Annotated in this window: 26 protein-coding genes, 1 tRNA gene and 1 pseudogene; 18 read left to right on the top strand and 10 right to left on the bottom strand. The window is 74.5% G+C overall.

Annotation, left to right across the window (positions count from 1 at the left end; genetic code table 11):
• Window positions 1–255 precede the first annotated feature (255 nt).
• Complete coding sequence (locus tag ACZ5GT_RS29270; protein WP_469031932.1) at window positions 256–1,155, bottom strand: LysR family transcriptional regulator; 900 nt, start codon at window positions 1,153–1,155, stop codon at window positions 256–258.
• Window positions 1,156–1,278: 123 nt separating this feature from the next.
• Here ACZ5GT_RS29270 and ACZ5GT_RS29265 point away from each other — a divergent pair, with 123 nt between their 5' ends.
• From ACZ5GT_RS29265 to ACZ5GT_RS29225, 9 genes are all read left to right on the top strand, one after another.
• Window positions 1,279–2,262, top strand: a complete 984-nt coding sequence (locus tag ACZ5GT_RS29265) for a fumarylacetoacetate hydrolase family protein (protein WP_469031930.1) — start codon at window positions 1,279–1,281, stop codon at window positions 2,260–2,262.
• Complete coding sequence (locus ACZ5GT_RS29260) at window positions 2,259–3,221, top strand: cyclase family protein (protein WP_469031929.1); 963 nt, start codon at window positions 2,259–2,261, stop codon at window positions 3,219–3,221. The genes ACZ5GT_RS29265 and ACZ5GT_RS29260 overlap by 4 nt, the downstream gene beginning before the upstream one ends.
• Window positions 3,222–3,374: 153 nt before the next feature.
• Window positions 3,375–4,538 carry an FAD-dependent oxidoreductase gene (locus ACZ5GT_RS29255; protein ID WP_469031926.1) on the top strand — a complete coding sequence of 388 codons (1,164 nt, stop codon included), beginning with the start codon at window positions 3,375–3,377 and terminating at the stop codon, window positions 4,536–4,538.
• Window positions 4,539–4,579: 41 nt separating this feature from the next.
• A complete protein-coding gene (locus ACZ5GT_RS29250) occupies window positions 4,580–5,614 on the top strand; it encodes an amidohydrolase family protein (protein ID WP_469031943.1) in 1,035 nt (344 codons plus the stop codon).
• On the top strand, window positions 5,611–6,549 hold the full coding sequence (locus ACZ5GT_RS29245; protein WP_469031922.1) for a VOC family protein: 939 nt from the start codon (window positions 5,611–5,613) through the stop codon (window positions 6,547–6,549). The genes ACZ5GT_RS29250 and ACZ5GT_RS29245 overlap by 4 nt, the downstream gene beginning before the upstream one ends.
• A 101-nt stretch (window positions 6,550–6,650) precedes the next feature.
• Window positions 6,651–7,622, top strand: coding sequence for a fumarylacetoacetate hydrolase family protein (locus ACZ5GT_RS29240; RefSeq protein ID WP_469031920.1), 972 nt, complete (start codon window positions 6,651–6,653; stop codon window positions 7,620–7,622).
• Entirely contained in the window at window positions 7,619–8,413 is a 795-nt protein-coding gene (locus ACZ5GT_RS29235) for an SDR family NAD(P)-dependent oxidoreductase (protein WP_469031918.1), read from the top strand. Before ACZ5GT_RS29240 ends, ACZ5GT_RS29235 begins: the two co-directional genes overlap by 4 nt.
• Window positions 8,414–8,427: 14 nt before the next feature.
• Complete coding sequence (locus ACZ5GT_RS29230; RefSeq protein ID WP_469031917.1) at window positions 8,428–9,183, top strand: CoA transferase subunit A; 756 nt, start codon at window positions 8,428–8,430, stop codon at window positions 9,181–9,183.
• Window positions 9,183–9,833, top strand: a complete 651-nt coding sequence (locus ACZ5GT_RS29225; protein ID WP_469031916.1) for a CoA transferase subunit B — start codon at window positions 9,183–9,185, stop codon at window positions 9,831–9,833. Before ACZ5GT_RS29230 ends, ACZ5GT_RS29225 begins: the two co-directional genes overlap by 1 nt.
• Before the next feature lie 10 nt (window positions 9,834–9,843).
• Here the strand turns inward: ACZ5GT_RS29225 and ACZ5GT_RS29220 are convergent, their stop codons facing one another.
• Both ACZ5GT_RS29220 and ACZ5GT_RS29215 read right to left on the bottom strand, forming a co-directional pair.
• Window positions 9,844–10,176 (bottom strand): STAS domain-containing protein, encoded by a 333-nt coding sequence (locus ACZ5GT_RS29220; RefSeq protein ID WP_469031915.1) that lies wholly within the window; start codon window positions 10,174–10,176, stop codon window positions 9,844–9,846.
• 205 nt (window positions 10,177–10,381) lie between these two features.
• Window positions 10,382–11,050 (bottom strand): ArsR/SmtB family transcription factor, encoded by a 669-nt coding sequence (locus ACZ5GT_RS29215; RefSeq protein ID WP_469031914.1) that lies wholly within the window; start codon window positions 11,048–11,050, stop codon window positions 10,382–10,384.
• A 173-nt stretch (window positions 11,051–11,223) separates the two neighbouring features.
• Here ACZ5GT_RS29215 and ACZ5GT_RS29210 point away from each other — a divergent pair, with 173 nt between their 5' ends.
• Window positions 11,224–12,528 (top strand): MFS transporter, encoded by a 1,305-nt coding sequence (locus ACZ5GT_RS29210; protein WP_469031913.1) that lies wholly within the window; start codon window positions 11,224–11,226, stop codon window positions 12,526–12,528.
• A gap of 31 nt (window positions 12,529–12,559) precedes the next feature.
• On the opposite strand, the gene ACZ5GT_RS29205 is transcribed toward ACZ5GT_RS29210, so the two are convergent.
• On the bottom strand, window positions 12,560–14,314 hold the full coding sequence (locus ACZ5GT_RS29205; RefSeq protein ID WP_469031912.1) for a PP2C family protein-serine/threonine phosphatase: 1,755 nt from the start codon (window positions 14,312–14,314) through the stop codon (window positions 12,560–12,562).
• A gap of 257 nt (window positions 14,315–14,571) precedes the next feature.
• Between ACZ5GT_RS29205 and ACZ5GT_RS29200 the strand changes: the two genes are divergently transcribed.
• The 3 genes from ACZ5GT_RS29200 (at window position 14,572) to ACZ5GT_RS29190 (ending at window position 16,336) form a co-directional block, all read left to right on the top strand.
• Complete coding sequence (locus ACZ5GT_RS29200) at window positions 14,572–14,787, top strand: DUF2267 domain-containing protein (RefSeq protein ID WP_469031911.1); 216 nt, start codon at window positions 14,572–14,574, stop codon at window positions 14,785–14,787.
• Window positions 14,788–15,067: 280 nt separating this feature from the next.
• Complete coding sequence (locus tag ACZ5GT_RS29195) at window positions 15,068–15,733, top strand: GAF and ANTAR domain-containing protein (RefSeq protein WP_469031939.1); 666 nt, start codon at window positions 15,068–15,070, stop codon at window positions 15,731–15,733.
• An 81-nt stretch (window positions 15,734–15,814) separates the two neighbouring features.
• Complete coding sequence (locus ACZ5GT_RS29190; protein WP_469031910.1) at window positions 15,815–16,336, top strand: hypothetical protein; 522 nt, start codon at window positions 15,815–15,817, stop codon at window positions 16,334–16,336.
• Window positions 16,337–17,208: 872 nt separating this feature from the next.
• Here ACZ5GT_RS29190 and selD read toward each other — a convergent pair.
• Complete coding sequence (gene selD / locus ACZ5GT_RS29185) at window positions 17,209–18,225, bottom strand: selenide, water dikinase SelD (protein ID WP_469031909.1); 1,017 nt, start codon at window positions 18,223–18,225, stop codon at window positions 17,209–17,211.
• Window positions 18,226–18,261: 36 nt separating this feature from the next.
• Here selD and ACZ5GT_RS29180 point away from each other — a divergent pair.
• A tRNA-Sec gene (locus ACZ5GT_RS29180) sits at window positions 18,262–18,354 on the top strand.
• Between the two features lie 47 nt (window positions 18,355–18,401).
• Here the strand turns inward: ACZ5GT_RS29180 and selB are convergent.
• The 5 genes and pseudogenes from selB to ACZ5GT_RS29155 all read right to left on the bottom strand — a co-directional run.
• Window positions 18,402–20,132 (bottom strand): annotated as a pseudogene (gene selB, locus ACZ5GT_RS29175) (selenocysteine-specific translation elongation factor); the annotation flags it as partial.
• A gap of 5 nt (window positions 20,133–20,137) precedes the next feature.
• The gene (selA, locus tag ACZ5GT_RS29170; RefSeq protein WP_469031908.1) at window positions 20,138–21,517 is read right to left on the bottom strand and encodes an L-seryl-tRNA(Sec) selenium transferase; all 1,380 of its coding nucleotides are present in this window, start codon (window positions 21,515–21,517) and stop codon (window positions 20,138–20,140) included.
• Between the two features lie 440 nt (window positions 21,518–21,957).
• The gene (locus tag ACZ5GT_RS29165) at window positions 21,958–22,236 is read right to left on the bottom strand and encodes a glutaredoxin domain-containing protein (RefSeq protein WP_469031907.1); all 279 of its coding nucleotides are present in this window, start codon (window positions 22,234–22,236) and stop codon (window positions 21,958–21,960) included.
• A gap of 58 nt (window positions 22,237–22,294) precedes the next feature.
• Complete coding sequence (locus tag ACZ5GT_RS29160) at window positions 22,295–22,738, bottom strand: DUF7144 family membrane protein (protein WP_469031906.1); 444 nt, start codon at window positions 22,736–22,738, stop codon at window positions 22,295–22,297.
• A 183-nt stretch (window positions 22,739–22,921) separates the two neighbouring features.
• Entirely contained in the window at window positions 22,922–23,059 is a 138-nt protein-coding gene (locus ACZ5GT_RS29155) for a hypothetical protein (RefSeq protein ID WP_469031905.1), read from the bottom strand.
• A 47-nt stretch (window positions 23,060–23,106) separates the two neighbouring features.
• On the opposite strand from ACZ5GT_RS29155, the gene ACZ5GT_RS29150 reads away from it, so the two are divergent.
• From ACZ5GT_RS29150 to ACZ5GT_RS29135, 4 genes are all read left to right on the top strand, one after another.
• The gene (locus ACZ5GT_RS29150; RefSeq protein ID WP_469031904.1) at window positions 23,107–23,613 is read left to right on the top strand and encodes an ATP-binding protein; all 507 of its coding nucleotides are present in this window, start codon (window positions 23,107–23,109) and stop codon (window positions 23,611–23,613) included.
• Window positions 23,614–23,691: 78 nt separating this feature from the next.
• Complete coding sequence (locus tag ACZ5GT_RS29145; protein ID WP_469031903.1) at window positions 23,692–24,018, top strand: rhodanese-like domain-containing protein; 327 nt, start codon at window positions 23,692–23,694, stop codon at window positions 24,016–24,018.
• A 49-nt stretch (window positions 24,019–24,067) separates the two neighbouring features.
• On the top strand, window positions 24,068–25,297 hold the full coding sequence (locus ACZ5GT_RS29140) for an NAD(P)/FAD-dependent oxidoreductase (RefSeq protein WP_469031902.1): 1,230 nt from the start codon (window positions 24,068–24,070) through the stop codon (window positions 25,295–25,297).
• Between the two features lie 135 nt (window positions 25,298–25,432).
• Entirely contained in the window at window positions 25,433–26,818 is a 1,386-nt protein-coding gene (locus ACZ5GT_RS29135) for an MBL fold metallo-hydrolase (RefSeq protein WP_469031901.1), read from the top strand.
• Window positions 26,819–26,887 lie beyond the last annotated feature (69 nt).

Raw genomic sequence — 26,887 nt, 5'->3', positions numbered from 1 at the left:
CGCCCCCGCGGGCCTGCGCACGGCGCCGTCGACCGGCGCGGGCCCGGGCCCGGCGGGCGGCGCCGAGGGCCGCCGGGGCACCGGCGGGGCACCGGCGGGTCAGATACTCGCGCCCACATCCACCGCCTTCCGGCGAAGCCCGGGCCGACCCGGGCACGCCCCCGCGGGCCTGCGCACGGCGCCGTCGACCGGCGCGGGCCCGGGCCCGGCGGGCGGCGCCGAGGGCCGCCGGGGCACCGGCGGGGCACCGGTGAGTCAGATGCTCGCGCCCACCTCCGCCGCCTTCTGCCGCAGCCAGATGTGGCCCGCGTCCTGGGCGTGCACGGGGTGCCACCACAGGGCCTCGCGGACCGGTACGGCCTCGAAGGGGCAGGGGAGGACACGGACCGCGGCGGAGCGGACCGCGATACGGGCCAGGCGTTCCTGGATCATCGCGACCCGGCGGGTGCCTTCGATCATGTGCGGCAGGAGCTGGAAGGTCTGCACGGACACCTCCACCCGCGGGCTGATGCCGATCATGCTCAGCTGGCGGGCGGCCGGGGCGTCGTAGGGGCGCTGGTAGACGGCCCAGGGCAGGCGGGCCAGGTGGTCGAGGGTGAGCTCGTCGCCGACCTCCGGATGGTCGTCGGCGATCATGCACAGCCAGCGGTCCTGGCAGAGGTCGACGGTGGGGAAGCCGTCGATGACGCCGTGCGGCATCAGCAGGCCGTCGACGGTGCTCAGCACGGTCGCCGCGTTCTCCACGGCCGAGGGCGCCGGGTGCTGGAAGGTGAGCCGGATGCCGGGGGCCTCGTCGTGCAGGGCGCGGGCGAGCGCGGCGCCGAACACGGCGGCGCCGTAGTCGGAGGCGAACAGGGTGAACTCGCGCGTCTCGGTGGCCGGATCGAAGTCGGCCTGGCTGGAGAAGACGCGTTCCAGCAGGTCGCACGCGGTGGCGCTGCGGTCCCGCAGGGCCGCGCCCAGCGGGGTCAGCTCATAGGCGTTGCCGGTCCGGGCGAGCAGTTCGTCGTCGAAGTGGCGGCGCAGCCGGGCCAGCGCCGCACTCATCGCGGGCTGGCTCAGTCCGACGCGTTCGCCGGCCCGGGTGACGTTGCGCTCCTCCAGCAGCGCGCGCAGGGCGACGACCAGGTTGAGGTCGAGTCGGGACAGGTTCACCGGGATACCACCTAGCGAGCGAGAAGCCATCAACACCGTGGATTCCGTTCATCCACAACATTGATTTCCGTGATCAGCCGTTCGGAGGTCAGAGTAGACCGCATCCCAGCAGGAGGAAATCTGATGGCAACGCTCGCGCAACCTGCCGGCCCGTTCGCGCTCGGCACGCTCTCCGCCCAGGACGGCAGGCCGTTCCCCGGTCTGGTCGTCGCCGACCGGGTACTGGACCTCGGCCGGGCACTGGACTGGGCCCCGTCCGGGACGCGCGCCGTGCTGGAGCGGTGGGATGAGACGCTTCCCGTCCTGCGTTCCCTCGCCGCCGGCGACGGGCCCGGCTGGCTGCCGCTGGCGGACCTGCGGGTGCACGCGCCGGTGGAGCCGCGCCAGGTGTTCCAGTCGGGCGCGAACTACCGGCAGCACGTGATCGACCTGCACGTCGCCCACCGCGCCCCCGGCGACGACCGGCCCGACGAGGAGCGGCGCGCCGAGGCGGCGGAGCTGATGGACCGGCGGGCGGCGAACGACCTGCCGTACGTCTTCATCGGGCTGCCGAGCGCGATCACCGGGCCCTACGACGACGTCGTGCTGCCCGCGTGGGCCGAACAGCCCGACTGGGAGCTGGAGTTGGCGGCCGTGATCGGCCGGCCCACGCACCGGGTGTCCGTCGAGGAGGCGCTGGACCACGTCGCCGGGTACACGATCGCGAACGACCTCACCGACCGCGCCACCGTGTTCCGCCGGGACATGCCGCAGATCGGCACCGACTGGCTGCGCAGCAAGAACGCGCCCGGCTTCACCCCGCTCGGCCCGTGGATCGTGCCCGCCGAGTCCATCGCCGACCCCGATGACCTCCAGGTCACGCTCAAGCTCAACGGCGAGACCATGCAGGACGAGTCCACCAAGGACATGATCTTCGGCGTCGCCCGGATGGTGTCGTACGCCTCCCGGACCGCCCGGCTGCTGCCCGGCGACCTGGTGCTGACCGGCAGCCCGTCCGGCAACGGCATGCACTGGGGCCGGCTGCTGCGCGACGGCGACGTCATGGAGGGGTCCATCACCGGGCTCGGCGTCCAGCGCACCCGGTGTGTCGCGGAGACGTCGGCATGAACCTGGACCGCACCGACCCCGAGGGCGCGATCGCCGAGGCCGCCAAGGCGTACTCCAACTGGGGACGCTGGGGCGAGGACGACGTCCTGGGCACCCTGAACTTCCTCGACGAGGCCAAGCGGCGGGAGGGTGCCGCGCTGGTCCGGCGGGGCGTCAGCTTCTCGCTGTCGCAGTCCTTCGACATGAACGGGCCGCAGAAGGGCTGGCGCCGGCGCACCAACCCGGTGCACACCATGCTCGACACCGGCACCGACGCCGCCCTCGGCCGGCAGGGGTTCCCGCACGGCATCGGCGGCGCCGACGACGTGATCGCGATGCCGTTGCAGTGCTCCACCCAGTGGGACGGGCTCGGCCACATCTTCGACCACGGCAAGGCGTGGAACGGGCGCGACGCGGACCGGGTCGTCACCTCCGACGGCGACCTCGTCACCGGCATCGAGCACATGGCGCCGCACGTCGCCGGGCGCGGCGTCCTGCTCGACGTGGGCCGGGTGATCGGCTCCGGCGGGGAACTGCCCGACGGCTTCGCCGTCACCGAGGACCACCTGACCGCGACCGCCGAGGCCCACGGGGTGACCGTCGGCCGCGGCGACATCGTCCTCGTCCGCACCGGACAGCTCACCCGCGCCCGGCGCGAGGGGTGGGGCGACTACGCCGGCGGGTCCGCGCCCGGGCTGTCGTTCACCACGGCGGGCTGGCTGCACCGCACCGAGATCGCCGCGATCGCCACCGACACCTGGGGCTTCGAGGTGCGGCCCAACGAGTTCGAGCACGCCTTCCAGCCGCTGCACCAGGTCGCCATCCCCAACATGGGGCTGCTGATCGGCGAGATGTGGGACCCCGACGCGCTCGCTGAGGACTGCGCGGCCGACGGCGTGTACGAGTTCTGGCTCACCGCCGCCCCGCTGCCCATCACCGGCGCCGTCGGCTCCCCCGTGAACCCCGTCGCCGTCAAGTAGCCCCGGCGACGTGCACCCGGTCGGCGTGGGGCACTTCCGGCCCCTCGTCCCAGCACCGCCCCGCACCGCACCGCACCCTGGCCCGTGTCCAACCGGGCGAGCCGCATCCCCGCCGCCCGAAGTCGCGCGGCCCTACCCGGGAGGTTTCCCGACATGGCAGACAGCCCCACTCTCCACCGGCCGCCGGCCGGAGGGACCCGCACCGTCCTCGTCGTCGGCGGAGGCACCTCCGGCAGCGCCCTGACCGTCCTGCTGCGCCGGGCGGGCGTCGCCGTCGACCTGGTGGAGGCGAGCCCCGACTGGAAGGCCGCCGCCGGCTCCGGCATCACCCTGCAGGGCAACGCGCTGCGCGTGCTGCGGGAGGTGGGCGTCCTGCCGGGCGTACAGAAGTACGGGTACGCCGCCGAGGGCGTCGCCATCCTCACCGCCGACGGCACCGTGCTGCACGCCCACGAGGAGCTGCGCACCGGCGGCGACGACCTGCCCTCGCACATCGGCATGCAGCGGCCCAGGCTGCAGCAGCTCCTCATCGAGCAGGTCCGCGCCTCGGGCGCCGACGTCCGCCTCGGCATCCGGCCCACCGCCCTCGAACAGGACGGCGAGGGCGTGGACGTGACCTTCTCGGACGGCACCAGCCGCCGCTACGACCTGGTGGTCGGCGCCGACGGACTCGGCTCCGCCACCCGCGGGATGATCGGGATCACCGACCGGCCCGAGCCCACCGGCATGGGCATCTGGCGCGCCCCCGCCCCCCGCCCGGCCGGCGTGCGCCGCACCGAGATGGTCTACGCGGGCCCCTGTTTCATCGCCGGCTACTGCCCCACCAGCGAGGACACGGTGTACGCCTACCTCGTCGAGCGGGCCCGTGACCGGGCCACGCTGGATCCGGCGGCGTACGCCGACGAGATGCGGGCGCTCAGCGCGGGCTACGGCGGTGCGTGGGACGAGATCCGCGCCGCGCTCACCGACCCGGAGGCCGTCAACTACACCTGGTTCGACCGTCACCTGGTCGAGGGCCCGTGGCACCGCGGCCGGGTGGTGCTGATCGGGGACGCCGCCCACTGCTGCCCGCCCACCCTCGCCCAGGGCGCGGCGATGTCGCTGGAGGACGCGCTCGTCCTCGCCGAGCTGCTGACCGCCCGCGACACCTGGGACGACGAGCTCCTGACCGACTACCACACGCGCCGGCTGCCCCGGGTGCGCATGGTCGTCGACGCCTCCATGCAGCTCGCCACCTGGCTGCGGGACGGCGTGCGCGACGCGGACGTACCCGGGCTGATGGGCCGCACCATGACCGCGCTGAAGGAACTGCCGTGACCGAAGCTGCCGTGACCGGAACCGCCGTGACCGAGGCTGCCGTGACCGGTCCCCGGCCGACGCCGACCGTCGACGTCCACGCCCACCTGCTGCTGCCGGAGGTCGAGGAAACCGTCGACGGTCAGGCCGGCCTCGCGCGGGCCCGCAACCTCGACGCCCGCCGCAACGGCCCGGCGGCCCTGGCCGTGAGCGGCCCCATGGTCGGCGCGCGGGTGCCGCGGCTCACCGACGTCGCCGTGCGCCTGGCGGCCATGGACGAGCAGGGCGTCGACGTCCAGCTGGTCAGCCCCTCCCCCTCGCACTACCACTACTGGGCCGACCCCCAACTCGCCGCGATCGTATGCCAGTTGGCGAACGAGGGCACCGCCGCGCACTGTGCGAAGGCCCCCGGCCGGCTGTACGGCCTGGGCCTGGTCCCCCTCCAGCACCCCGATCTCGCGGTGGAACTGCTCGACCACGCGCTCCAGCAGGGTCTGCGCGGTGTGGAGATCTCCTCGCACGCCCCCCGCCCGGACGGCACCCGGGAGGTGGAGCTGTCCGACCCGCGGCTCGACGGCTTCTGGGCGCGCGCGGAGGAGACCGGGGCGCTGGTCTTCCTGCACCCGTTCGGCTGCACGCTCGACGAGCGGCTGGACCAGTGGTACCTGTCCAACACGGTCGGCCAGCCCACCGAGAACGCGGTCGCGCTCTCGCACCTGATCTTCTCCGGTGTCCTGGACCGCCATCCGGACCTGAAGCTGATCGCCGCGCACGGCGGCGGCTACCTGCCCACCCACATCGGCCGCTCCGACCACGCCTGGCGGGTGCGCCCCGACGCCCGCGGCTGCGCCCGGGAGCCCAGCAGCTACCTCCGGCGGCTGTACTTCGACTCCCTGGTCCACGACCCGAACGTGCTGCGGGAGCTGGTACGCGTGGCCGGCCCGGACCGGGTGCTGCTGGGCTCCGACTTCCCCTTCGACATGGGCACCGAGGACCCGCTCGCCGCGCTGCGCGCCGCCCGGCTGACCGACGCGGACTTCGACGCCGTACGAGGCGGCAACGCCGCCGCACTCCTCCAGGAAGGACTGACAGCATGAGCGCACGGCTGCTCACCCATCTGCGCCACGTCGACCTCGCCGTACCGGACTACGACAGGCAACTCGACTTCTACGCCGGCGTCTGGGGCCTGACCAAGGTCGCCGAGGACTCCGGCATCTCCTTCCTGGCCGCCGAAGGCTCGCCCGAGCAGTATGTGGTGCGGCTGCGCAAGGCCGACGAGAAGCGCCTCGACCTCGTCTCCTACGGCGCCGCGAGCGCCGCCGACGTCGACACGCTCGCCGAGCGGCTGCTCGCCGGGGGCGTCCAGTTGGTCTCGCAGCCGGGCAAGGTCGACACCCCCGGCGGCGGCTACGGCTTCCGCTTCTTCGACGTCGACGGACGCACCATCGAGGTCTCCGCCGACGTCGAGGTCAGGCGGCACCGCAGGATCGAGGAGAAGGAGTCCATCCCGGTCAAGCTGTCGCACGTCGTCCTCAACTCCCCCGACCTGGACCGGACGAAGGACTGGTACGAGCGCCACCTCGGCTTCCGCCTCTCCGACACCCTCAGCTCCCCGCACATGGGCGAGGTCATGCACTTCATGCGGATCTCCAACCAGCACCACTCCATGGCGATCGCCAAGGGCCCGCACACCTCCCTGCACCACATCTCCTTCGAGATGCGCGGCATCGACGAGTACATGCGCGGCTCCGGACGGGTGATCCGCGCCGGGTTCAAGAAGGTCTGGGGCCCTGGCCGGCACATGGCGGGCGACAACACCTTCACCTACTTCCTCGACCCGCACGGCAACACCGTCGAGTACACCACCGAGTTGGAGCTGCTGGACGAGGACACCTGGCACCCCCACGTCTACGACTTCTCCCAGCCCGAGGTCACCGACCAGTGGGGCACCGCCAACCCGATGAACGAACTCGTCGCCAAGGAGTCGTTCAACGACCCCGACGGCGGCTGCTTCGTCGCCCCGCCGGTCTGATCCGTCCGCGTCTCTCCCCGACTCCGGGGGCGCGGCACATTCTGTCAACGCCCTGACTGCCGCCGCGCCCCCGGCCCCGTGCCCCCGCCAGGAGACCTCCCATGCGCTTCGCCGCCTACGAACACCGGCACCACACCCGCGTCGCCGTCCTCGACGAGGACGGCACCCTGCGTCCGGTGCCCGGCGTCCGCTCGCTCACCGAGATCGTCGCCGCCGGGGGCGGCCTGCGGTCGCTGCTCGACCTGGGCGCCGCCACGCTCGACGTCCCGCCCGGCCCGCACGTCTCCGAGGTCCGTCTGCTGCCTCCGCTGCGGCCGTCCTCCGTACGGGACTTCGTCACCTTCGAGGAGCACGTCGAGGGCGTACGGCGGTCCGTGGACGGCAGTGCCGGGGTGCCCGAGCAGTGGTACGCGGCCCCGACCTTCTACTTCACCAACCCGCACGCCGTGTTCGGCGCGCACGACGACATCCCGGTGCCGCCCGGCTCGGCCGCCCTGGACTTCGAGCTGGAGGTCGCGGCGGTCATCGGCCGGGAGGGCCGCGACCTCACGCCCGAACAGGCCCGCGACCACATCGTCGGCTACACCGTCTTCAACGACTGGTCCGCGCGCGACCTTCAGTCGGCGGAGATGCGGGTGGGCCTCGGCCCGTGCAAGGGCAAGGACACCGCCACCACCCTCGGGCCGTACCTGGTCACCGCCGACGAGCTGGAGAAGTACCGCGACGCCGACGGCTTCCTGCGGCTGGCGCTGACCGCCGAGGTCAACGGCGAGGTGGTCGGCTCCGACCTGCTGTCCAACATGAGCTGGACCTTCGAGGAGATGGTCGCCTACGCCTCCCGCGGCACCCATGTCATGCCCGGCGACGTCCTCGGCTCCGGCACCTGCGGCAACGGCGGCTGCCTCGCCGAGCTGTGGGGGCGGCGCGGCGAGCGGACCCCGCCGCCGCTGAAGCCCGGCGACACCGTCACCCTCACCGTCGAGGGCATCGGCACGGTCAGCAACACCGTCGTCCCCGGCGTCGAGCCGGTACCGCTGCCCACCGGCCGGCGCCGCTCGCGGGAGCGGCCGTGAGCGGGCCGCACTCCAGAAGGCTGGAGGGAAAGGTCGCCCTGATCTCCGGCACCGCCCGCGGCCAGGGGCGGGCCGCGGCACTGCGGTTCGCCGCCGAGGGCGCGCTCGTCGTCGGCGGCGACCTGCTGCACGAGGAGGCCGTCGAGACCCAGCGGCTCATCACCCGCGAGGGCGGCACCGCCCTCGCCCCCGGCCCGCTGGACGTCACCGACGAGGACTCGGTGCGCTCCTGGGTCGAGGAGGCGGTGGACGCCTTCGGCGGCGTCGACATCGTCTACGCCAACGCCGGCGCCGTCCGCTTCGGGGCGATCGACAGCCAGCCGTACGCGGACTTCGCGTTCACCATGCGCGCCGAGCTGGACTCGGTGTGGCTGACCGCCCACGTCGCCTGGCCGCACCTGGTCGCCAGTCGTGGCTGCATTCTCACCGTCGGCTCCACCGCCGGGCTCACCGGCTCGCTCACCAACCGGCGCACCGCACACTCTGCCTCCAAGGGCGCCGTCATCGCGCTGACCCGCCAACTGGCCGCCGAGGGCGCCCCGCACGGCATCCGCGCCAACTGCGTCAGCCCCGGAATGATCGACACCGCGGGCTCGCGCGGCAACCTGCTGGCCGAGGACCACCCGATGCGCTCCATCGCCCGGCACATCCCGCTCGGCCGCCTCGGCGCGCCCGACGACGTCGTCAACGCGGCCGTCTTCCTCGCCTCCGACGAAGCCGCCTACATCACCGGCGCCAACCTCGTCGTGGACGGCGGCTGGTCCACCGTCCTGCCCGGCGCCACCACCTGAAGGGAACCCCGTTCGTGAACAAGGTCCGCGCCGGCGCCGCCGAGGCGGTCGCCGACATTCCCAGCGGCGCCTCGCTGGCCGTCGGCGGCTTCGGTCTGAGCGGCGTCCCCGACGTCCTCATCCGGGCGCTGCACGCGCAGGGCGCCACCGGCCTCAGGGTGGTGTCCAACAACTGCGGCGTGGACGGCCACGGCCTGGGCGTACTGCTGGCCGACGGCCGCATCGCCCGCGTCACCGGCTCCTACGTCGGCGAGAACAAGGAGTTCGCCCGCCAGTACCTGTCCGGCGAGCTGGAGGTCGAACTGGTGCCCCAGGGCACGCTGGCCGAACGCCTGCGGGCCGGCGGCGCGGGCATCCCCGCCTTCTACACCCCGGCCGGCGTCGGCACCCAGGTGGAGCGGGGCGGCCTGCCCTGGCGCTACGCCCCCGACGGCTCGGTCGCGGTCGCCTCCCCGCCGAAGGAGACCCGCGACTTCGCCGACCGCACCTGCCTGCTGGAACACGGCATCACCACGGACTTCGCCCTGGTCCGCGCCTGGCGCGGCGACCGGCACGGCAACCTCGTCTTCCGCAAGGCCGCCGCCAATTTCAACCCGCTGGCCGCGATGGCCGGCCGCATCACCGTCGCCGAGGTCGAACAGCTGCTGGAGCCGGGCGAGTTGGATCCGAACGAGGTCCACCTGCCGGGCGTGTTCGTGCAGCGGGTGGTGGAACTGACGGCCGCTCAGGCCGCCGACAAGCACATCGAGAAGAGGACGGTGCGTTCCTGATGGCCTGGACCCGCGAGCAGATGGCCGCCCGCGCCGCCGCCGAACTCACCGACGGCTCCTACGTCAACCTCGGCATCGGGCTGCCCACCCTGGTCCCCGGGCACGTCCCGCCGGGCGTGCGGGTCACCCTGCACTCCGAGAACGGCATTCTGGGCACCGGCCCCTATCCCGCCGAGGACGAGACCGACCCCGACCTGATCAACGCCGGGAAGGAGACCGTCACCGTGCTGCCCGGCGCCTCCTTCTTCGACTCCGCCCTCTCCTTCGCCATGATCCGCGGCGGCCACATCGACACCGCCGTCCTGGGCGCCATGCAGGTCTCGGCCGCCGGTGACCTCGCCAACTGGATGATCCCCGGCAAGATGGTCAAGGGCATGGGCGGCGCGATGGACCTGGTGCACGGCGCCCGCCGCGTCGTTGTCCTGATGGAGCACACCGCGAAGGACGGCACGCCGAAGATCCTCCAGGAGTGCACCCTCCCGCTCACCGGCCGACGGTGCGTGCACCGCGTCATCACCGACCTCGGCGTCCTCGACGTCTCCGATGACGGCCTCGCCCTGGTCGAGACGGCGCCGGACGTCACCGTGGCGGACGTCGTGGCCCGCACCGACGCGCCGCTGCGCCTGGACGCCGTCACGGCCGCCCGCTGACCACTGGGGTTCAGCCGCTGCCCTGCGGCGCCTCGCGGGGGCCCGGACGGACGTCGAGCAGCCGTTCCACGCCCGCGATCCGCATGACCTGGCGGGCCAGCCGGTGATGCACCACGACCCGCAGGGCCTTGCCGCGGTAGACCGCGTCGGCGCGGACCATCTCCAGCATGCTCACACCGGCGGCGGTGACGATCGGGGTCCGCACGTCGACGACGACACACGGCTCGGGACACCGGCGCACCAGCTCCGTCAGCTCACGGCCCACCTCGTCCGCATTGGCTATGTCGACGACCACGTCGAGCGTGATCACCTGCCGGCCGGACGCGCGCCGCGTCGTCAACATGTATGGCTCCCATGCAGCCTTGGTCCTGGGGCGGGCACCGCACGGAGCGGCCCGCCGCCGGCGGCAGCCGTACCGCGTGCGCCGCCGTGTTGTCAGGCGGGTACCCAAGCGGAAGGAGACGTACTCCTCCGGTTTCCGGCCGGGAGCAGGACGGCGGTCGCGGCCGCGGTCGCGACCGGACGGCGCGCGGGGCGCGGTCCGCGGGTCACGCGGCGTTCCCCGTCTCCACCGGCAGGTCGGCCAGCCGCCACTCCAGCATCCCGTCCACCAGGCGGACCGCACGGCGACCGCGCGCGGTCAGCAGGCGTACGGCGTCGTGGGCGAGCACGCAGTAGGCGCCCCGGCAGTAGGCCACCACCTCGGTCTCCTCGGGCAACTCGGCGACGCGGTCGGCGAGTTCCTCGACCGGGATGGAGAGGGCACCGGGGATGTGGCCCGCCGCGTACTCCTCCGCGGGCCGCACGTCCAGGACGACGACGTCGCCGGCCGCCACGCGGGCGAGCAGTTCCGCCCGCCCGACCTCCTCGCCGTCGGCGGGTCCGAGGTAGGCGGTCCGGGCGGGCTCGACCGCCTCCTGGTGGGCCTGGGCGACCTGGCGCAGCAGCGCGTACAGGGCGGCGACGTCGTCCCCGGCGAGCCGGTAGTGGATGCGCACGCCGTCCCGCCGGGTGGCGACGAGTCCGGCCTGCTTGAGGGTCTGCAGGTGGGCGGAGGCGGTGGTCAGGTTCAGGGCGGCGGCCCGGGCGAGGGCGTCGACGGTGCGCTCGCCCTGGGCCAGCAGATCGAGCAGTTCCAGGCGCTTTCCGCTGCTCAGCGCCTTGCCGGTGCGGGCGAAGGCGTCGTAGAGCGCGGCCTTGCGTGTGGGGTCTCCCATAGTGCCGACTCCTCTTTATCCAATATTCCATGGAATAGTGTAGAGGAGTGAGGGCCGACCGTGTGAGCACACGGCGGCCCCGCCGCCCCGCCCCGTCCTTGCCCCTGGAGGAACCGCATGCGCCGCACCGACCCGGCCCGCGCGGCCGTACGCCGCCGTCCGCAGGAGGAGACGTGAGCGCCGGAACGGCCGCCCGCGCCGACAGCGGCGTGCGCCTCGGGCTGCGCGCCAACCTCGCCCAGTTCTCCCTGCTGGTCGTGGTCAACGCGCTGGTCGGCGGCATGCTCGGCCAGGAGCGCACCGTACTGCCGCTGCTCGCCCGCGAGGTCTTCCAGCTGTCCGCGTACACCTCCGCGCTGACCTACATCGTGGCGTTCGGCGCCACGAAGGCGGTCACGAACTTCTTCGCCGGCACCCTGTCCGACCGGTACGGCCGCAAGCCCGTCCTGGTCGCCGGCTGGCTCATGGCGCTGCCGGTGCCGCCGCTGCTGATCTGGGGGCCGAGCTGGGGCTGGATCGTCCTCGCCAACGTCCTGCTCGGCGTCAACCAGGGCCTGACCTGGTCCACCACGGTCATCATGAAGATCGACCTGGTCGGTCCCGAACGCCGGGGCCTGGCCATGGGCTTCAACGAGGCCTCCGGCTACGTCGCTCTCGCCGCCACCGCCATGGCCACGGGCTCCCTCGCCGCCCACTGGGGGCTGCGCCCCGCCCCCTTCCTGCTCGGCGCCGCGTACGCCGCGCTCGCCCTGGGCCTGTCCACCCTCGCCGTCCGCGAGACCCGGGACCACGCCCGCGCCGAGGCCGCCCTCCACCAAGCTCTCGGCTCAGGGGGGAGCACCGTACCGGCCCCGCGGAACCCAGACCACCACGGCGAGCTGACCACCGGCCAGGTCGCCCGCATCACCAGCTTCCGCGACAAGGCGCTGTCCGCCGCCAGCCAGGCCGGCCTGGTCAACAACCTCAACGACGCGCTCGCCTGGGGCATCTTCCCGCTGCTGTTCGCCGCCCACGGACTGTCCGTCGCCCGGATCGGCGTCCTCGCCGCCCTCTACCCCGCGGTATGGGGATTCGGGCAGCTGCTCACCGGCTGGTGGTCCGACCGGATCGGCCGCAAGCACCTCATCACCGCGGGCATGCTCGTCCAGGCCGCGGCCCTCGCCCTGGTGGCGGCCGGCAGCACGTTCCCCGTCTGGGCCGCGGCCCAGGTTCTCCTCGGCGCCGGCACCGCGCTGGTCTACCCGACCCTCCTCGCCGCCATCGGCGATGTCGCCCACCCCGCCTGGCGGGCCCGCTCCGTGGGCGTCTACCGGCTGTGGCGCGACGGCGGTTTCGCCGTGGGCGCCCTGCTCGCCGGCGCCGTCGCCGACGCCTACGGCCTGACCGCGGCGACATGGGCCGTCGCCGCGCTCACCGCGGCGTCCGGGCTCGTCGTGGCGGTGCGCATGTACGAGACCCACCCGCGCACGACGTCCTGAGCCGGCGGGTGCGTCACCGCTCGCCGGGAGGTCACCGGCTCGGCGCGTGCGGTGTCTGCCCCGTGGCCGGGCGGGTGGGGATGCGCAGGGCCAGCAGGGCGACGTCGTCGTCGTTGCCGGCCGGGCGGACCCGGCGCAGCAGCAGGTCGGTGAAGGACGCGAGGGGGCGGTGGGCGAGGGCCGCGGCGTGCCGGCGCAGCCGGTTCAGGCCCTCGTCCAGGCTGTGGCCGGGGGCCTCGACGAGGCCGTCGGTGTACAGCAGCAGGGTCGAGCCGGGCGGGAGGAGGGCCGTGGCGTCGGGGCGGGGGGTGCGTACCCCGGTGCCGAGCAGGATGCCGTGCCCGGCGTCGAGGTACTGGGCCAGGCCGTCGCGGCTGATCAGCAGGGGCGGCGGATGGCCGGCGTTGGTCCAGAACAGCTGCCACGGGCCGTCGTCGGACGCCTCGATCCGGCCGAAGATCATGGTGGCCATGGTGACGTCGGTGATGTGCTGGATCGCTTCGTCGAGCCGTCCGACGATCTGGCTCGGGGGTTCCTGCTGCGACCAGGCGTAGGCCCGCAGCATGTTGCGCACCTGCGCCATGCCCGCCGCGGCCTCCAGGTCGTGCCCGACGACGTCCCCGATCGCCAGTGCGGTGGCGCCGTCGGACAGCGGGAAGGCGTCGTACCAGTCGCCGCCGACCTGCGAGGCGTCCGGCGCGGGCAGGTAGCGGACGGTCATCTGCAGCCGCGGCACGCTCGGCATCTGCGGCAGCAGGTGGTTCTGCATGGTCTCGGCGACCCTGCGCTGGCGCTGGTAGAGGCGCGCGTTGTCGAGGGAGAGGCCGGCGCGCCGGGCGACGTCCTCGATCAGCGGAAGGTCGGCGGCGGTGAACGCCACCGGGTTCTCGGCGCGGCCCAGCGTGAGGGCGCCCACGACCTCGCGGCTGCTCCGGATCGGCGTGATGGCCGCGGAGTGCATGCCGGTGGCCTCGAACAGGCGGCGCTGTTCGACGGCGATGCCGGAGTCCGGTCTTCCCCGGTAGGTCTGCGGCTCGGCCAGCGCGGCGGCGACCCCGCGCAGGGCTCTGGACAGCGGCATCGGGGACTCCTCCGACACCGGCGGCATCGGGCCCTGCAGTTCCTCGTGGTGCACCAGGGCGCCGCCCTCGGCGTGCACGACGACGGCGCGCTGCACCTCGTCGTTGTCGGCGATCAGATCGACGACCGCCCAGTCCGCCAGCCGCGGCACGATCAGCGCGACGAGCCGGCGCAGCGCCTCCTCGACGTCGAGAGTCGACGACAGCTGCGTGGTGGTCTCGGCCAGCAGGGCCAGCCTGGCGAGCTCCGTCATCGGCTGGACGCCCTGCCCGGACCGCTCGCCGGGCTTGCCCAGCGGACCGGAACTGTGGAAGAGCACGAGCGTGCCGCGCCGGCCGCCGCCGATCTCGTACGGGGTGAGCAGCCAGGAGATGGTCAGCAGCGAGCCGTCGCCCCGCGCGAAGTAGTCCACGTCGGCCTGGGCGGTGCGTCCGGCATGCCACGCCTGCCGCATGCCGCACTGGGTACGGGGCAGCGGCCGGCCGTGCGGCCCGCGGTGCAGCAGGTCGTGCGCGTCCTGGCCGACGAGGTCCTCGGCGGACCGGCCCAGCAGCTGTTCGGCGCGGGCGTTGACGGCCAGGATGCAGCCCTGCTCGTCCACCAGGTAGGCGCCGGTCCCGATGGCCTCCAACGCCCGGCCGAGCGCGGCGGGACCGGCCGACAGGGACCGCTCCTCGACGGTCTGCGTGTGCTCGGGCCGCGCCATCTCCACGCCTCCCTCGGTGATCGGGCTCTGAGGGCTTTCTTATGCCCCGGCCCGGGGACATCACCCGCCCCAGGTGGCGACCCGGGACGTCTCACCCCATGTTCACCCACCGGCCGTTCCTTCTGCGACCGCCGGGCCGGACGCGGACCGGCCGGCCCGGCGGACGCCGGATGTGGATTGCCCGGCGCGCCGGGTACCGGGACAACGGGGCCCCGCGGCCGGTGCCCCGCACGGCATGTACGACAGCGGAGGTGACGATGGGGCACGACGAGTTCCCCGCCCGGGTACGCGAGCGCGGCGGACCCGACGGCCGGGACGAGGCCGCGAGGGTCACCGAAGCAGTCCCGGGCGTCCCGGGCGCCCTGGCCCGGCGGACCGGCCCCGGCGAGGCCGACGGCCTCGCCGCCCTGTCCGGCCGGGCCGGCCTGGCGGGCCTGGCGGGCCTGGCGGGCCTGGCGGGCAAGATGGACTGACACCCGGCGCGGGAGGCCGGCCGCGGCCGCGGCGTTCTCCCGCCCGACGGGGCCCGCACCGCCCGGTGCGGGCCGGGACGGCCGAATGGGAACCGTGCGAGTCGGGAGCCGGTGAACGCCGGAGCGGAGCCGCGACACGCGGTTGCTTCCGCCCGGTGGCGGCCGGCCGGGACAGCCGGCGGCCCGGTGATCCAATGGCTGGGGGCCCGGTGGTCCGGTGGCCGGAGCGGCGAACGAGACGGGTGGTGTGCCGGTGGAATGGCGGGAGTACGCGGAGCAGATGGCCCGGCTCGCACGGGAACTGCTGGCGCAGGATTCGGTCCAGGGGACACTGGACGCGATCGCAGCGGCGGCGGTGCGGCTGGTGGACGGCTGTGACGCGGCCGGGATCCTCGCGGTGCGCAAGGGCCGGGCGGTGACCCTGGCCGCGTGCGGGGACATGGTCCGGGACTGCGACCGGCTGCAGGGCGAGCTGAATGAGGGACCCTGCTTCGATCTCGCGCGCGGCGCCGCCGGTGAGCGTGCCTACCGCATCGAGGACCTCAGCCGGCCCCAGGCGTCCTGGCAGCGGTTCGCCGCGGGCGCCCGTGAGCTGGGCGTGGGCAGCATGAGCGGGGTGCTGCTCTACACCGAGGAGCAGGACTTCGGGGCGCTCGACCTGTACGCGCGCCGTCCCGGAGCCTTCGGCGAGGACATCGAGACGGCGGTCTGGCTGCTGGCCTCGCACGCCGCCGTCGCCCTGTCCAGCGCCCGCACCATCGACCAGTTGGAGCACGCCATGGACAGCCGGCACGCCATCGGGGAGGCCATGGGCATGCTGATGGAACGTCACCGGTTCAGCGAGGAGGAGGCGTTCGACGTGCTGCGCCGCATCTCCCAGCACCACAACCTCAAGCTGCGCGACGTCGCCCGGCGGATCAGCGGCGCGGGCGCCGACGGGGGCTGACGGCCGGGTCCCGTGCCAAGCGGTCGGTGTGCCGGGGTACTTGCGGCGCGGAGGCCGCCCGCATGGCATGATCAGGCGCAAATGGCCACCAGAGAACCGGACGACGGCACGGCAGCGGACGACGGCAGGACACCGGGCGACGGACACCACGCGGCGCCCGTGCCCGAGGACGTCTGGCGACGGTTCGCGGCCGACAGCGAACGGGCCATCCGTCGCTCCGCTCCCCGGGAACCCTCGGCGCGCGAGCGCCTGTCGGGGGCGTCCGTGCGCGTGCCCAGCGAGGCGAACCGGGAACGCGGCACCGGCCACGCGCCGTCGGACGCGGTCGGCGAACTGTGGCAGCCGCAAGAGCCGGCGGCCGGCCCCGCCTGGCGCGACCTCGACGGTCCCGGCCGGTGCCGCCGGGTGTGCCGGGTACTCGGGACCGTGGCGGCGGTCGTGCTGCTGCTGTCCGTGGCGTCCCATCTGTCCACCGGTCCCCGCCAGGGCCGCGGGGTGCCCGGGGGCACCACCCTGCAGCAGTCGGAGGACGTCCCGGCCAGCGCCCCCGCCACCTCCCGCCCCGAGCCGAACGCCACGGCACCCACCCTGCGCGCGGGCTGAACCGCCCCCGAGCCGCCGGACCAATTCCCGGCGCGACCGGCACGACGGTGGAACGACGCCGTCGAGGAACCCCGGGCAGGCGCTCCCGCCCCACGGCACAGGCACTCCCCCGCCGCGCCCACGGGCACGAACCGGTTCACGGCCACGCCCCGGACCCGCCACGGACCCGCGGCAGGTGATCCGGCGGTGAGCTGACCGGCGTCGCCGCCACGCGGGCTCCCGCACCCGGAACCGAGCCCCCCTCTCACCACCCTCGCCCCCTCGCTGTACGAGCACCGTCCACCGAGCCTTGCCGGGCCCGGACGGCCGGCTCCGACGCCGAAGCCGTCTCCGCCTCCGCCTCCGCCGGCGGGCTCCGTCGGCCAGGCTCCGACTGGCACGCTCCGGCAGCCGGGCTCCGACGCGGACTCCGACGGACCCGCTCCAGGGTCGGGCCCCGGAGGCCAGGCTCCCAGGTGGGGGCTCTGTAGGTCGGCGCCGGGGGCAGGCTCCGACAGCGGGACTCCAGCAGCCAGGCTCCCGGGTGGGGGCTCCGCAGGTCGCCGCCGGGGGCGCGCGCTCCGGCGGCCGGGCTCCGGCGATGCGCTCCGACGGGGACGCTCCGGCGGCCAGCCGGCGAGAACCATGGCCGCATCCGGGAGGGCAGGGGCCGCCGACCTGCGGCGCTCGGTCCGGCAGGTCGGCCGCCCGCGCCGACCGCACTGGCACCGGCACGCACGGGGTCGGCACAGGGGATCGACGACCGTGCCGGAGCAGGCGAGGGTGTACGCCGCCCGGTGCGGACGGGGATCGCGCACACACCGGTGCGGGCGGCGATCAGTGACCGCACCGGCAGGCACCGGCGCCAGGCAGGGCGCCGGGACCTCGCCCGTTCAGCGGATGACCAGCGTGTGTTCCCGGCGGGGCGTCAGGTGGCCGATGACGGGGGCGCCGGGAACCTCGCCGGCCACCAGCAGGCCGCCGGAGGTCTGCGCGTCGGCGAGCAGCAGCCGCGTGTCCTCGTCGGCGGTGCCGAAGTCGGTGTGCGGGGCGACCCAGGCGAGGTTGCGCCGGGTGCCGCCGCTGACGTAGCCGTCCCGTACGGCCTCCCGGGCGCCGTCCAAGTAAGGCACCGCGGCGGAGTCGATCACCGCGGTGACGCCGGAGGCACGGGCGAGCTTGTGGAGGTGGCCGAGCAGTCCGAACCCGGTCACGTCGGTCGCGCAGACCGCGCCCGCCGCCAGTGCCGCGGCCGCCGCGTCCCGGTTGAGCCGGGTCATCGTCTCCACCGCCTGCGGGAACGCCTCGCCGGTGGCCTTGTGCCGGTTGTTGAGCACTCCGACGCCCAGCGGCTTGGTCAGCGACAGCGGCAGTCCGGGGCGGCCGGTGTCGTTGCGCAGCAGCCGGCCGGGGTCGGCGAGTCCGGTGACGGCCATGCCGTACTTGGGCTCGACGTCGTCGACGCTGTGTCCGCCGCCGACGTGGCAGCCCGCCTCGGCCGCGACGTCCAGCCCGCCCCGCAGGACCTCGCGGGCCAGGTCGAACGGCAGCCGGTCGCGGGGCCAGGCGAGGAGGTTGACGGCGAGGACGGGCCGGCCGCCCATCGCGTACACGTCGGACAGGGCGTTGGCGGCGGCGATGCGGCCCCAGTCGTAGGCGTCGTCGACGACGGGCGTGAAGAAGTCGGCGGTGGACACCACGGCCGTGTCCGGCCGGCCGGGGAGGGCGACGACGGCGGCGTCGTCGCCGGTGGCAAGGCCGACCAGCAGCGGCGCGGCGTCCCGGGCCGGCGGCGGCGCGGTCAGGCCGGCGACGACGTCCTCCAGCTCGCCGGGCGGGATCTTGCAGGCGCAGCCGCCGCCGTGCGCGAACTGGGTGAGGCGGACGGTCGCTTGGCGGGTCGGTGTCATACCGGTCTCCTGGGGCACTAGCCTGACGGATGCGGTGGAGGCGTGTGGGTGCCTGGTGGCCCTCCCGGTCTTCAAAACCGAGGTGCCCGAGGATCTCGGGCAGGCGGGTTCGATTCCCGTCCGCCTCCGCTCCCCCGCCCCGCGGCCCTGACCCGGCGCCGGCCGGTGTCGTCCACACGTTCGGTGCGCCCCGTCACGTCGAGGTGTTCCAGGAGCGGTACGACGACGCGGCGGCTGCTGTCGAGGGCGCGGCGCGCCTCGCTGACCGTGAACGGCTGCTCCAGTCCCGCCAGCAGGTGTGCGGCCCGGTCGTCGGCGCCGGGCAGCAGCACCACCCCGTCCGCGACGCGCAGCAGGTCGCCGGCGGCCTGCGCGGCGGCCAGCAGCCGGGCGTCGAGGCCGAGGTCGGCGAGACGGCCCGCGTCGGGGGCGTGGAAGGGCCGCTCGGCGAGTTCGCGCCGGAGGGTGTCGACAGCGTGGCGGGCGCGGGCGGGCAGCTCCGGGCGGGCCCGGCTGCCGTAGATACGGCCCGCCCGGTGGGTGAGGCCGGGCGCGGCCGTCAGCAGGGCGGTGACCAGGGCCCGGTCGGGCAGGCCGAGGATTCTGCGGGCCGCCTCCAGCGGCAGGCCGGGGTCGGCGGGGTGCGCGGTGGCGTGTTCCTCGACCGCGGTCTCCAGCCGTCGGCGCAGCCGCGCCCAGTGGCCGGGGTCGGCGAGCCAGTCGCCGGCGACGGGTTCACCGGTGGGCGGGACGCCCATGGCGCGCAGGTCGGCGGCGCCGGCCAGGCCGCGGCGGGCCAGCTCCGAGGCGGCGTCCGGTTCGCCGGTGAGGTCCTGCAGCACCTTCGCCCGGGCCTTGGCCGCGCCGCGCCGGGTCAGCGCGGGCGGCCGGACGTCGAGCACGGTCACCCCCGCGGGCACGGCGTGCCGGCCCGGGTCGCGCAGCAGCCCGGTGTCGCCGACGTGCAGCGGCAGCGGCCGGTCCGCGGTGAGCCGGGCGGTGTCGTGGCCGAGGGGCCGTACGGTGACCGGGCGGGCGGCCGTGCCGACGTGCAGGACGAGGTGGCGGGGCAGGTCGTCGGCGGCGTCGCCGCGCAGGCGCACGTCGACGCGGTCGGCGGCGCTCCAGCGGGCGGGGGTGAGCAGTGCGTCCCCGCGCCGGACGCGGTCCGCGCCGGCGCCGGTGACGTTGACGGCGACGCGGGCCACGGCGGACACGGTGTCCCGGTCCCGCTTGAGCGTCTGCAGGCCGCGCACCTTCAACGGGGCGCCGTCGGCGGACAGTTCGAGCCGGTCGCCGACGCGGAGGGTGCCCGCGCCGAGGGTCCCGGTGACCACCGTGCCCCGGCCGCGGACGGTGAAGACGCGGTCCACCCACAGCCGTACGGGCGCCTCGGTGTCCGGCGGGGGCAGGGACCGGGCGAGGCGGCCCAGGGCGGCCCGCAGGTCGTCCAGGCCGCGGCCGTCGACGGCGCTGACGGCCACGGCCGGCGCGCCGCGCAGGGTGGTCGCACCGAGGCGGGCCAGCGCGTCGCGGCGCACCGGTCCGGGGTCGGCGAGGTCGCTGCGGGTGACGGCGAGGACGGCGTGCCGTACGCGCAGGGCGTCGAGGATCGCCAGGTGTTCCTCGGACTGGGCCTGCCAGCCCTGGTCGGCGGCGACGACGAACAGCGCGGCGGGCGCCGGGCCGACACCGGCGAGCATGTTGCCGACCAGCCGCTCGTGGCCGGGGACGTCGACGAACGCCACCTCCCCCGCCTCGGGCATCCGGGTCCACACGAATCCCAGGTCGAGGGTGAGGCCGCGGCGGCGTTCCTCCTCCCAGCGGTCGGGTTCCATGCCGGTGAGGGCGCGGACGAGGGCGGACTTGCCGTGGTCGACGTGGCCGGCGGTGGAGACGACGTGCACGGCGGTCACCCGATCGGGGCAGCGGCGGCGGTGACGGCGTCCAGCAGGGTCGGGTCCAGGGCGCCGGGCAGGGCCCGCAGGTCCAGCAGGCAGCGGCCGTGGTCCACCCGGCCGACGACCGGAGGCCGGCCGCGGCGCAGGCGGGGCGCGAACGCCTCCGGCAGGGACACCGCGGCGCTGGGCAGGCCGACGCCAGGGGCCCCGCCGCCGCCGACGGTGGCGGTGGAGTCCACCGGGTGGGCGTCGACGCCGATGTCCCGCAGGCGGGCGGCGAGGCGCGCGGCCCGCTCGCGCAGCGCGTCCGGGTCGGCGTGCAAGGCCTGGTGGGTGGGGGTGGGCGGTCCGGCGAGCGTGGCCTCCAGGGCGGCGAGGGTGACCTTGTCGACGCGCAGGGCGCGGGCGAGGGGATGGCGGCGCAGCCGTTCCACGAGGTCGGCGCGGCCGAGGACGAGACCGCACTGGGGTCCGCCGAGGAGTTTGTCGCCGCTGGCCGTGACGAGGGCGGCGCCGGAGCTCAGCATGCTCGTGGCGTCGGGTTCGTCGGGGAGCAGGCGGTCGGGGTCGAGCAGGCCGGATCCGATGTCGGCCACGACGGGTACGCCGAGTCCCGCGAGGGCGGACACGGGCGCGGAGCGGGTGAAGCCGGTGATGCGGAAGTTGGAGGGGTGGACCTTCAGCAGGAAGCCGGTGTCGGGTCCGACGGCCCGGGCGTAGTCGTCGGGGGTGGTCCGGTTGGTGGTGCCGACCTCGCGCAGCCGTGCGCCGGTGGAGACCAGGATGTCGGGGATGCGGAAGCCGTCTCCGATCTCGACCATCTCGCCGCGGCTGATGACGATCTCCCGTTCCGCCGCGAGGGCGCTCGCGGCCAGCACGAGGGCGGCGGCGCCGTTGTTGACGATCAGTGCCGACTCGGCGGCGGGCACCGCGGCAAGCAGCGCGGCCCGCGTGCTCTCGCCGCGCCGGGCCCGGCCGCCGCTCGCCAGGTCGAACTCCACGTCGGTGGTCCCGGCGGCGGCCAGCACCGCGGCCCCCGCCGCTTCGGAGAGGGGGGCGCGGCCCAGGTTGGTGTGCAGCAGGACCCCGGTGGCGTTCAGGACGCGGCGCAGCGCGCTGGCACTCTCCGGCAGGCCGGCGACGGCCTCGTCCAGGACGTCCGCGGGCCGGATCGCACCCCGTCGCGCGCGGTCCTGCGCGGCCACGACGGCGGACTTCACCACCCGGGCGCCCAGCCGGGCGACGGCCTCCTGGAGCCGGGGGTCGGCCAGGAGCGCGTCGGTGCGCGGGATGTCCCGCAGCGGTCCCGCTCCGCTCCCCGGGCCCGGCCCCTCCCGCACGGCGGCCGTGCTCCCGCCCCGGCCGGTCCCGCGGGCGCCGGCTGGCTTCATGTCTCCTCCTGTTTTCCAGGCACAGGAGTAGCCAGGAAGCCCCACCGCCAAACCGACCGCGCCACACAGCCACCCAGCCCCGGGCCCCCGGCATCGACACCGGCCGTCACACACCGCCGAGCCGCCCGCGGCCTCGCGGACCCGACGCCCGGCGGCTGGACGGCCACCCGTCGGCGCCGCGCACCACAGCCTCCGGCCCGCGACCGGCCGGAACGAACACGGCCACCACTCATGCCCGCCCTCACGCCGCGGAGCCGCGGGGCCTGGGCCTCGGCCGCAATGCCGCCGTCACACCACACCGAGCCGCGAGGCCTAGCGGACCCGGTGCCGGGCGGGCGGGCCGGCGCACGCACGACACAGCCTCCGGCCCCCGCCCCACCGCAACGAACGCGCCCGCTGTACGAGCCGCCGCCCCGCCGCGTGACCCTGTGCCCGGCAGGTCAGGCCGTGTCCGGCAGGAGGTGGGGTGCGTAAGCCGCGACGGCCCGCATCACCTGCTTCTTCGACGGGTTCACCATCGCCCGCCCGGCCACGGTCACCGTCGGGACGGTCTCGTTGCCGTCCGCGACCGAGCGGACGAACGCCGCCGCCCGAGGGTCGCGCCGGATGTCGACCTCGGTGTACCGCAGGCGCGTCAGGCGCAGTCGCAGGCGCAGCTTCATGCAGAACACGCACCCGGGCCGCCAGTAGACGACCACGCCCTCGCGGTCCTCGTTCACCGGTTGTCCCCCTCGGTCTGGGCTCGGCCTGGGCTGGTTCTCGGCTCGGTCCCGGGCGTCATCTCCCCGCGGTCTGCGGCTCGTAGGTGGCGAGCGCCCAGATCACGAACACGTCGATCGCCATCATGATGACGGACCACACCGGTGCGTAGGGCAGGAACAGGAACTGGGCCATCAGGCTCAGCGACGCCAGCACGATGCCGACCCCGCGCGCCCACCCGGCGCCGGAGAGGATGCCCACGCCGGCGATGACGGCTATGACGCCGAGAACGAGCAGGATCCATCCCCAGCCGGTGAGGTTGATCTTGTAGACGTAGTCGCCGATGCGGGCGTAGACGTCGTCCTGGGAGATCGCCGCGACGCCCTGGAAGACGGCCAGAAAACCGTTGACGATCATCAGGACGCCCGCGAAGACGGCGCCGCCGGTGGCCCAGGCGGTGCGGCCGCTGGGGGCGGATCGGTAGCCGCCGGACGGGGCGTCCGAGTGGGACGGTGCGGTCATGGTCGCGCTCCGTTTCTCGTGGGGCGGCGGCAGCGGGCACCGGTCGCCCGGCCGCCTGCTTCGACAGTCGGCCCGGAGCGCGGGGTCGGCCAGAGGATGTGAGCCGTTCGGGTGACGTACGGCGACGGACGGCGACGTAGGGCAGCACGTCGCGCACCGGGCCGACGGGCGGCCCGGTGCGGGCTACTCGGGCTCGCCCTCGTCGACGCGGTAGGTCCTCGTCCAGGTGGCGCCGCAGCGGCAGCGGGTGAGCTCCACCAGGTCGCCCTCCTCGGACACGGCCAGACCGTCGCGGAGGCGGACGTGCACGTGCTGACTCATGGGATGCGCCTTCTTTCACGTGTGCCGGGCGTCCCCACTGTCATCACATGTCCGCCTCCGTCCGCAATGACGCGGGCCACAGGACGGCCGGCTACTCGTCGGCGATCGAGCGCTCGAACGCCGGCAGGTGCCGCTCCGATGCGGGCCGGGCCCTGCAGTCGGCGTGCCGGGGGTGTGGAGACGGGATGGAGACGACGGCGGAAGGTTGGGCTGTTCGGCCCTCGCCGGGACGTGCCGGCGCCGCCCGCCGCGCCGGGGAGGCGGTCGTCGAGGTGGCCGACACGGGGCCGGGGATCCCCGCCGGGGAACTACCGCACGTCTTCGACCGGCTCTGGCGGGGCACGCGCGCCCGTGCGACCGGCGGCAGCGGGATCGGCCGGCCGTGGTCAGGAGCTCGTCACCGCCCACGGCGGCAGCGTCGACGCCGCTTCCGGCCCGGACGGCGGCACCACGATCACGCTGCGCCTGCCGACCGCAGCGCCGCAGGCCGCTGGCCCCGTGCGCGAAGTGCCTGGTCAGAGCCCTGGCGTTGCCTGACGGGCAAATACCCCTAGGGGTATTTGACGCCTCCCCCGCGAGGGCCGTACTCTCACTGACAAGAAACCCCCGGGGGTATTTGAGGAGGCAACCACATGGCTCGCGAAGTCACCCAGGAGGAGTTCTCCGCCGCATGGGCGGACGGCGCGCTCACCGTCGACGTCCGGGAACCCGCCGAGTACGTGGCCGGCCACGTGCCGGGCGCGCGGCTCATGCCGCTGCGCAGCGTGCTCGACCGGTGCGGCGAACTGCCCGGCGACCGGCCGGTCTACGTGATCTGCGCCAGCGGCAACCGCAGCAAGACCGCCGCCGACTGGATGAACTCCCGTGGCGTCGACGCCTACTCGGTGGCCGGCGGCACCCGTGGCTGGGCCCGAGCGGGCCGCCCGATCGCGGCCGGTGCGCCGGAGCACGCGGCCTGACCCACCCCACCGACACCCGCACCCAGGCCTGCAGAGAAGGAGTCCCGCCTTGGCCGCCACCCCCTCCCCCGCGAACGAGCCGCTCACCGGCCGTCACCGTGTCGTCGTCATCGGCGGCGGCAGCGCCGGCATCAGCGTCGCGGCCCGCCTGCGCCGCGCCGGCGTCACCGACATCACCCTGATCGAACCGTCCGACACCCACTGGTACCAGCCCCTGTGGACACTGGTCGGCGGCGGTCAGGCCCCGCTCAGCGCCTCCCGCCGCCCCGAGGGGTCCGTCATCCCCGACGGGGTGCGCTGGGTCCGGCGCCGCGCCGAGTCCGTCGACCCCGAGGCCCGGACGGTCACCCTGACCGGCGGCGACCGGCTCACCTACGAGTACCTGGTGCTGGCTCCGGGCCTCCAGCTCGACTGGGACGGCGTGCCCGGCCTCGCGGAAGCCGTCGGCCACGACCGGGTGAGCAGCAACTACGCTCCCCAGTACGCCCCGCGCACCTGGGAGCTGGTCAAGCAGCTGAAGTCGGGCACGGCCGTGTTCACCCACCCGGCCACACCGCTGAAGTGCGGCGGCGCCCCGCAGAAGATCGCCTATCTGGCCGCCGACTACTGGCGCAAGCACAAGGTGCTCGACCAGATCCGCGTCATCATGGTCATCCCGGACCCGGTGATGTTCAAGGTGCCCGCCTGGGCGCAGGTACTGGAGAAGGTCGCCGCCCGGTACGGCATCGAGGTCCGGCTGAGCTCGGAGATGACGGCCGTCGACGGCGACGCCCGCACACTCGTCATCACCGACCACGCGAACGGCACCAAGGAGACCATCGGCTACGACCTCCTGCACGCCGTCCCGCCGCAGAGCGCCCCCGACTGGATCAAGACCGGTCCGCTGGCCGACCCGGCGAGCCCGCTGGGGTTCGTCGCCGCCGACAAGCACACCCTGCGGCACCCGGTGTACGGCAACGTCTTCTCGCTCGGCGACGTGGCGAACCTGCCGACGTCGAAGACCGGCGCGGCCGTGCGCAAGCAGGCGCCGGTCGTGGCGGCCAACCTGCTCGACGTGATGAACGGGCGTTCCCCGTCCCGCCGTTACGACGGCTACACGTCCTGTCCGCTGGTGACCGCCCGCGACAAGATGCTGCTCGCCGAGTTCGACTACGACCTGAAGCCGCAGCCCTCCTTCCCGCTGATCGACACGTTCAAGGAGCGGCGGGACATGTGGGTGTTCAAGCGGTACCTGCTGCCGCCGGTGTACTGGCACGGCATGCTCACCGGCCGCCTCTGACCGGCGGGCCCGGGCCTTCCCCGGCCCGGGCCGGCCACCGGCTCGACCCTCTCCCGCCCCCGCCAAGGGCGGACCAGACCCTTATCCATACCCCCCGGGGTATCAATTCCCTTCCGATACGGAGGTCATCCGACCATGTTCTTCGCCCAGTACTACCTCGACTGCCTCTCCCACGCCTCGTACATGATCGCCGACGAGACCACCGGCAAGGCCGTCGTCGTCGACCCGCGCCGTGACGTCTCCGAGTACCTCACCGACGCCGAGGCGCACGGCTTCACCATCGAGGCCGTGCTGAACACCCACTTCCACGCCGACTTCCTCGCCGGTCACCTGGAGCTCCGCGACCGCGCCGGCGCCTGGATCGGCTACGGGCAGCGCGCCGAGGCCGAGTACCCCATCCGCAAGCTGACCGACGGCGAGCGCATCAGCCTCGGCGACGTCCAGCTGCAGATCATCGAGACGCCCGGCCACACCCCCGAGTCGATCAGCATCCTGGTGTACGAGCACGCGGACGACGCCGTGCCCTACGGCGTGCTCACCGGCGACGCCCTGTTCATCGGCGACGTCGGCCGCCCCGACCTGCTCGCCTCGATCGGGGTCACCGCCGACGAGCTCGGCTCGATGCTCTACGACAGCATCCAGAACAAGCTGATGGCCCTCCCCGACGCGGTGCGGGTCTTCCCCGCGCACGGCGCCGGGTCCGCCTGCGGCAAGAACCTCTCCACGCAGCGCCAGTCGACCATCGGCGAGCAGCGCGCCACCAACTACGCGTGCCGTCCGATGAGCGAGGAGAAGTTCGTCGAGCTGGTCACGGAGGGTCAGCCTTCCGCCCCCGCCTACTTCGTCTACGACGCCATCCTCAACCGCAAGGAGCACGGCCTGTTCGACGCCACCGCCGCGCCGCGTCCGCTGTCGGTCGAGGACTTCATGGAGCGGCGCGCGGCCGGGGCGGTCGTCGTCGACGCCCGCTCGCCGCAGGACTTCGCCGCCGGGCACCTGCGCGGCTCGGTCAACGTGCCCGCCGACGGCCGCTTCGCCGAGCAGGCCGGCATGGTCGTCGGCCCGGAGGAGGACGTCATCGTGGTCGCGCCGCAGGACCGCGAGGAGGAGATCGTCACCCGGCTCGCCCGCATCGGCTTCGACAAGGTCGGCGGCTACCTGCGGGAGCCCGAGGGCGCCTTCCCCGCCCTGGCCGACGAGATGGCGCAGGCCAGCCGCCTGACCGTGGAGGAGCTGCGCCACGCCCTGGACGGCGACCAGCCGCCGCTGGTGATCGACGTGCGCAACGGCTCCGAGCGTGAGGAGGGCTTCATCGAGGGCTCGCTGCACATCCCGCTGGCCGAACTGGCCCGCCGCGTCGACGAGGTTCCCACCGACCGCCCCCTGGTCGTGCACTGCGCGGGCGGCCACCGCTCCTCCATCGGCTCCAGCCTGCTGCGGCACAAGGGCCGCGCCGACGTCTCCGACCTGCTCGGCGGCTACGGCGCCTGGATCGCCGAGCCGGCCACGACCTGCGCCTGACCCACCCCGGGGGGGGGGGGGGGGGGGGGGCGGGCGCGGTCGGGCCAAGCCGGCCGTAGCCGAACTCCA

This window comes from Streptomyces sp. NPDC031340 (assembly GCF_055569945.1).
This window is presented reverse-complemented; position numbering and strand designations above follow the sequence as displayed.

Bases quoted from the DNA above. Each gene is read 5' to 3' on its own strand.
- ACZ5GT_RS29265 (WP_469031930.1), top strand. From the start codon at position 1,279: ATGGCAACGCTCGCGCAACCTGCCGGCCCGTTCGCGCTCGGCACGCTC.
- ACZ5GT_RS29260 (WP_469031929.1), top strand. From the start codon at position 2,259: ATGAACCTGGACCGCACCGACCCCGAGGGCGCGATCGCCGAGGCCGCC.
- ACZ5GT_RS29255 (WP_469031926.1), top strand. From the start codon at position 3,375: ATGGCAGACAGCCCCACTCTCCACCGGCCGCCGGCCGGAGGGACCCGC.
- ACZ5GT_RS29245 (WP_469031922.1), top strand. From the start codon at position 5,611: ATGAGCGCACGGCTGCTCACCCATCTGCGCCACGTCGACCTCGCCGTA.
- ACZ5GT_RS29240 (WP_469031920.1), top strand. From the start codon at position 6,651: ATGCGCTTCGCCGCCTACGAACACCGGCACCACACCCGCGTCGCCGTC.
- ACZ5GT_RS29225 (WP_469031916.1), top strand. From the start codon at position 9,183: ATGGCCTGGACCCGCGAGCAGATGGCCGCCCGCGCCGCCGCCGAACTC.
- ACZ5GT_RS29220 (WP_469031915.1), bottom strand. From the start codon at position 10,176: ATGTTGACGACGCGGCGCGCGTCCGGCCGGCAGGTGATCACGCTCGAC.
- ACZ5GT_RS29215 (WP_469031914.1), bottom strand. From the start codon at position 11,050: ATGGGAGACCCCACACGCAAGGCCGCGCTCTACGACGCCTTCGCCCGC.
- ACZ5GT_RS29205 (WP_469031912.1), bottom strand. From the start codon at position 14,314: ATGGCGCGGCCCGAGCACACGCAGACCGTCGAGGAGCGGTCCCTGTCG.
- ACZ5GT_RS29200 (WP_469031911.1), top strand. From the start codon at position 14,572: ATGGGGCACGACGAGTTCCCCGCCCGGGTACGCGAGCGCGGCGGACCC.
- ACZ5GT_RS29195 (WP_469031939.1), top strand. From the start codon at position 15,068: ATGGCCCGGCTCGCACGGGAACTGCTGGCGCAGGATTCGGTCCAGGGG.
- ACZ5GT_RS29190 (WP_469031910.1), top strand. From the start codon at position 15,815: ATGGCCACCAGAGAACCGGACGACGGCACGGCAGCGGACGACGGCAGG.
- selD (WP_469031909.1), bottom strand. From the start codon at position 18,225: ATGACACCGACCCGCCAAGCGACCGTCCGCCTCACCCAGTTCGCGCAC.
- selA (WP_469031908.1), bottom strand. From the start codon at position 21,517: ATGAAGCCAGCCGGCGCCCGCGGGACCGGCCGGGGCGGGAGCACGGCC.
- ACZ5GT_RS29160 (WP_469031906.1), bottom strand. From the start codon at position 22,738: ATGACCGCACCGTCCCACTCGGACGCCCCGTCCGGCGGCTACCGATCC.
- ACZ5GT_RS29155 (WP_469031905.1), bottom strand. From the start codon at position 23,059: ATGAGTCAGCACGTGCACGTCCGCCTCCGCGACGGTCTGGCCGTGTCC.
- ACZ5GT_RS29150 (WP_469031904.1), top strand. From the start codon at position 23,107: ATGTCCGCCTCCGTCCGCAATGACGCGGGCCACAGGACGGCCGGCTAC.
- ACZ5GT_RS29145 (WP_469031903.1), top strand. From the start codon at position 23,692: ATGGCTCGCGAAGTCACCCAGGAGGAGTTCTCCGCCGCATGGGCGGAC.
- ACZ5GT_RS29135 (WP_469031901.1), top strand. From the start codon at position 25,433: ATGTTCTTCGCCCAGTACTACCTCGACTGCCTCTCCCACGCCTCGTAC.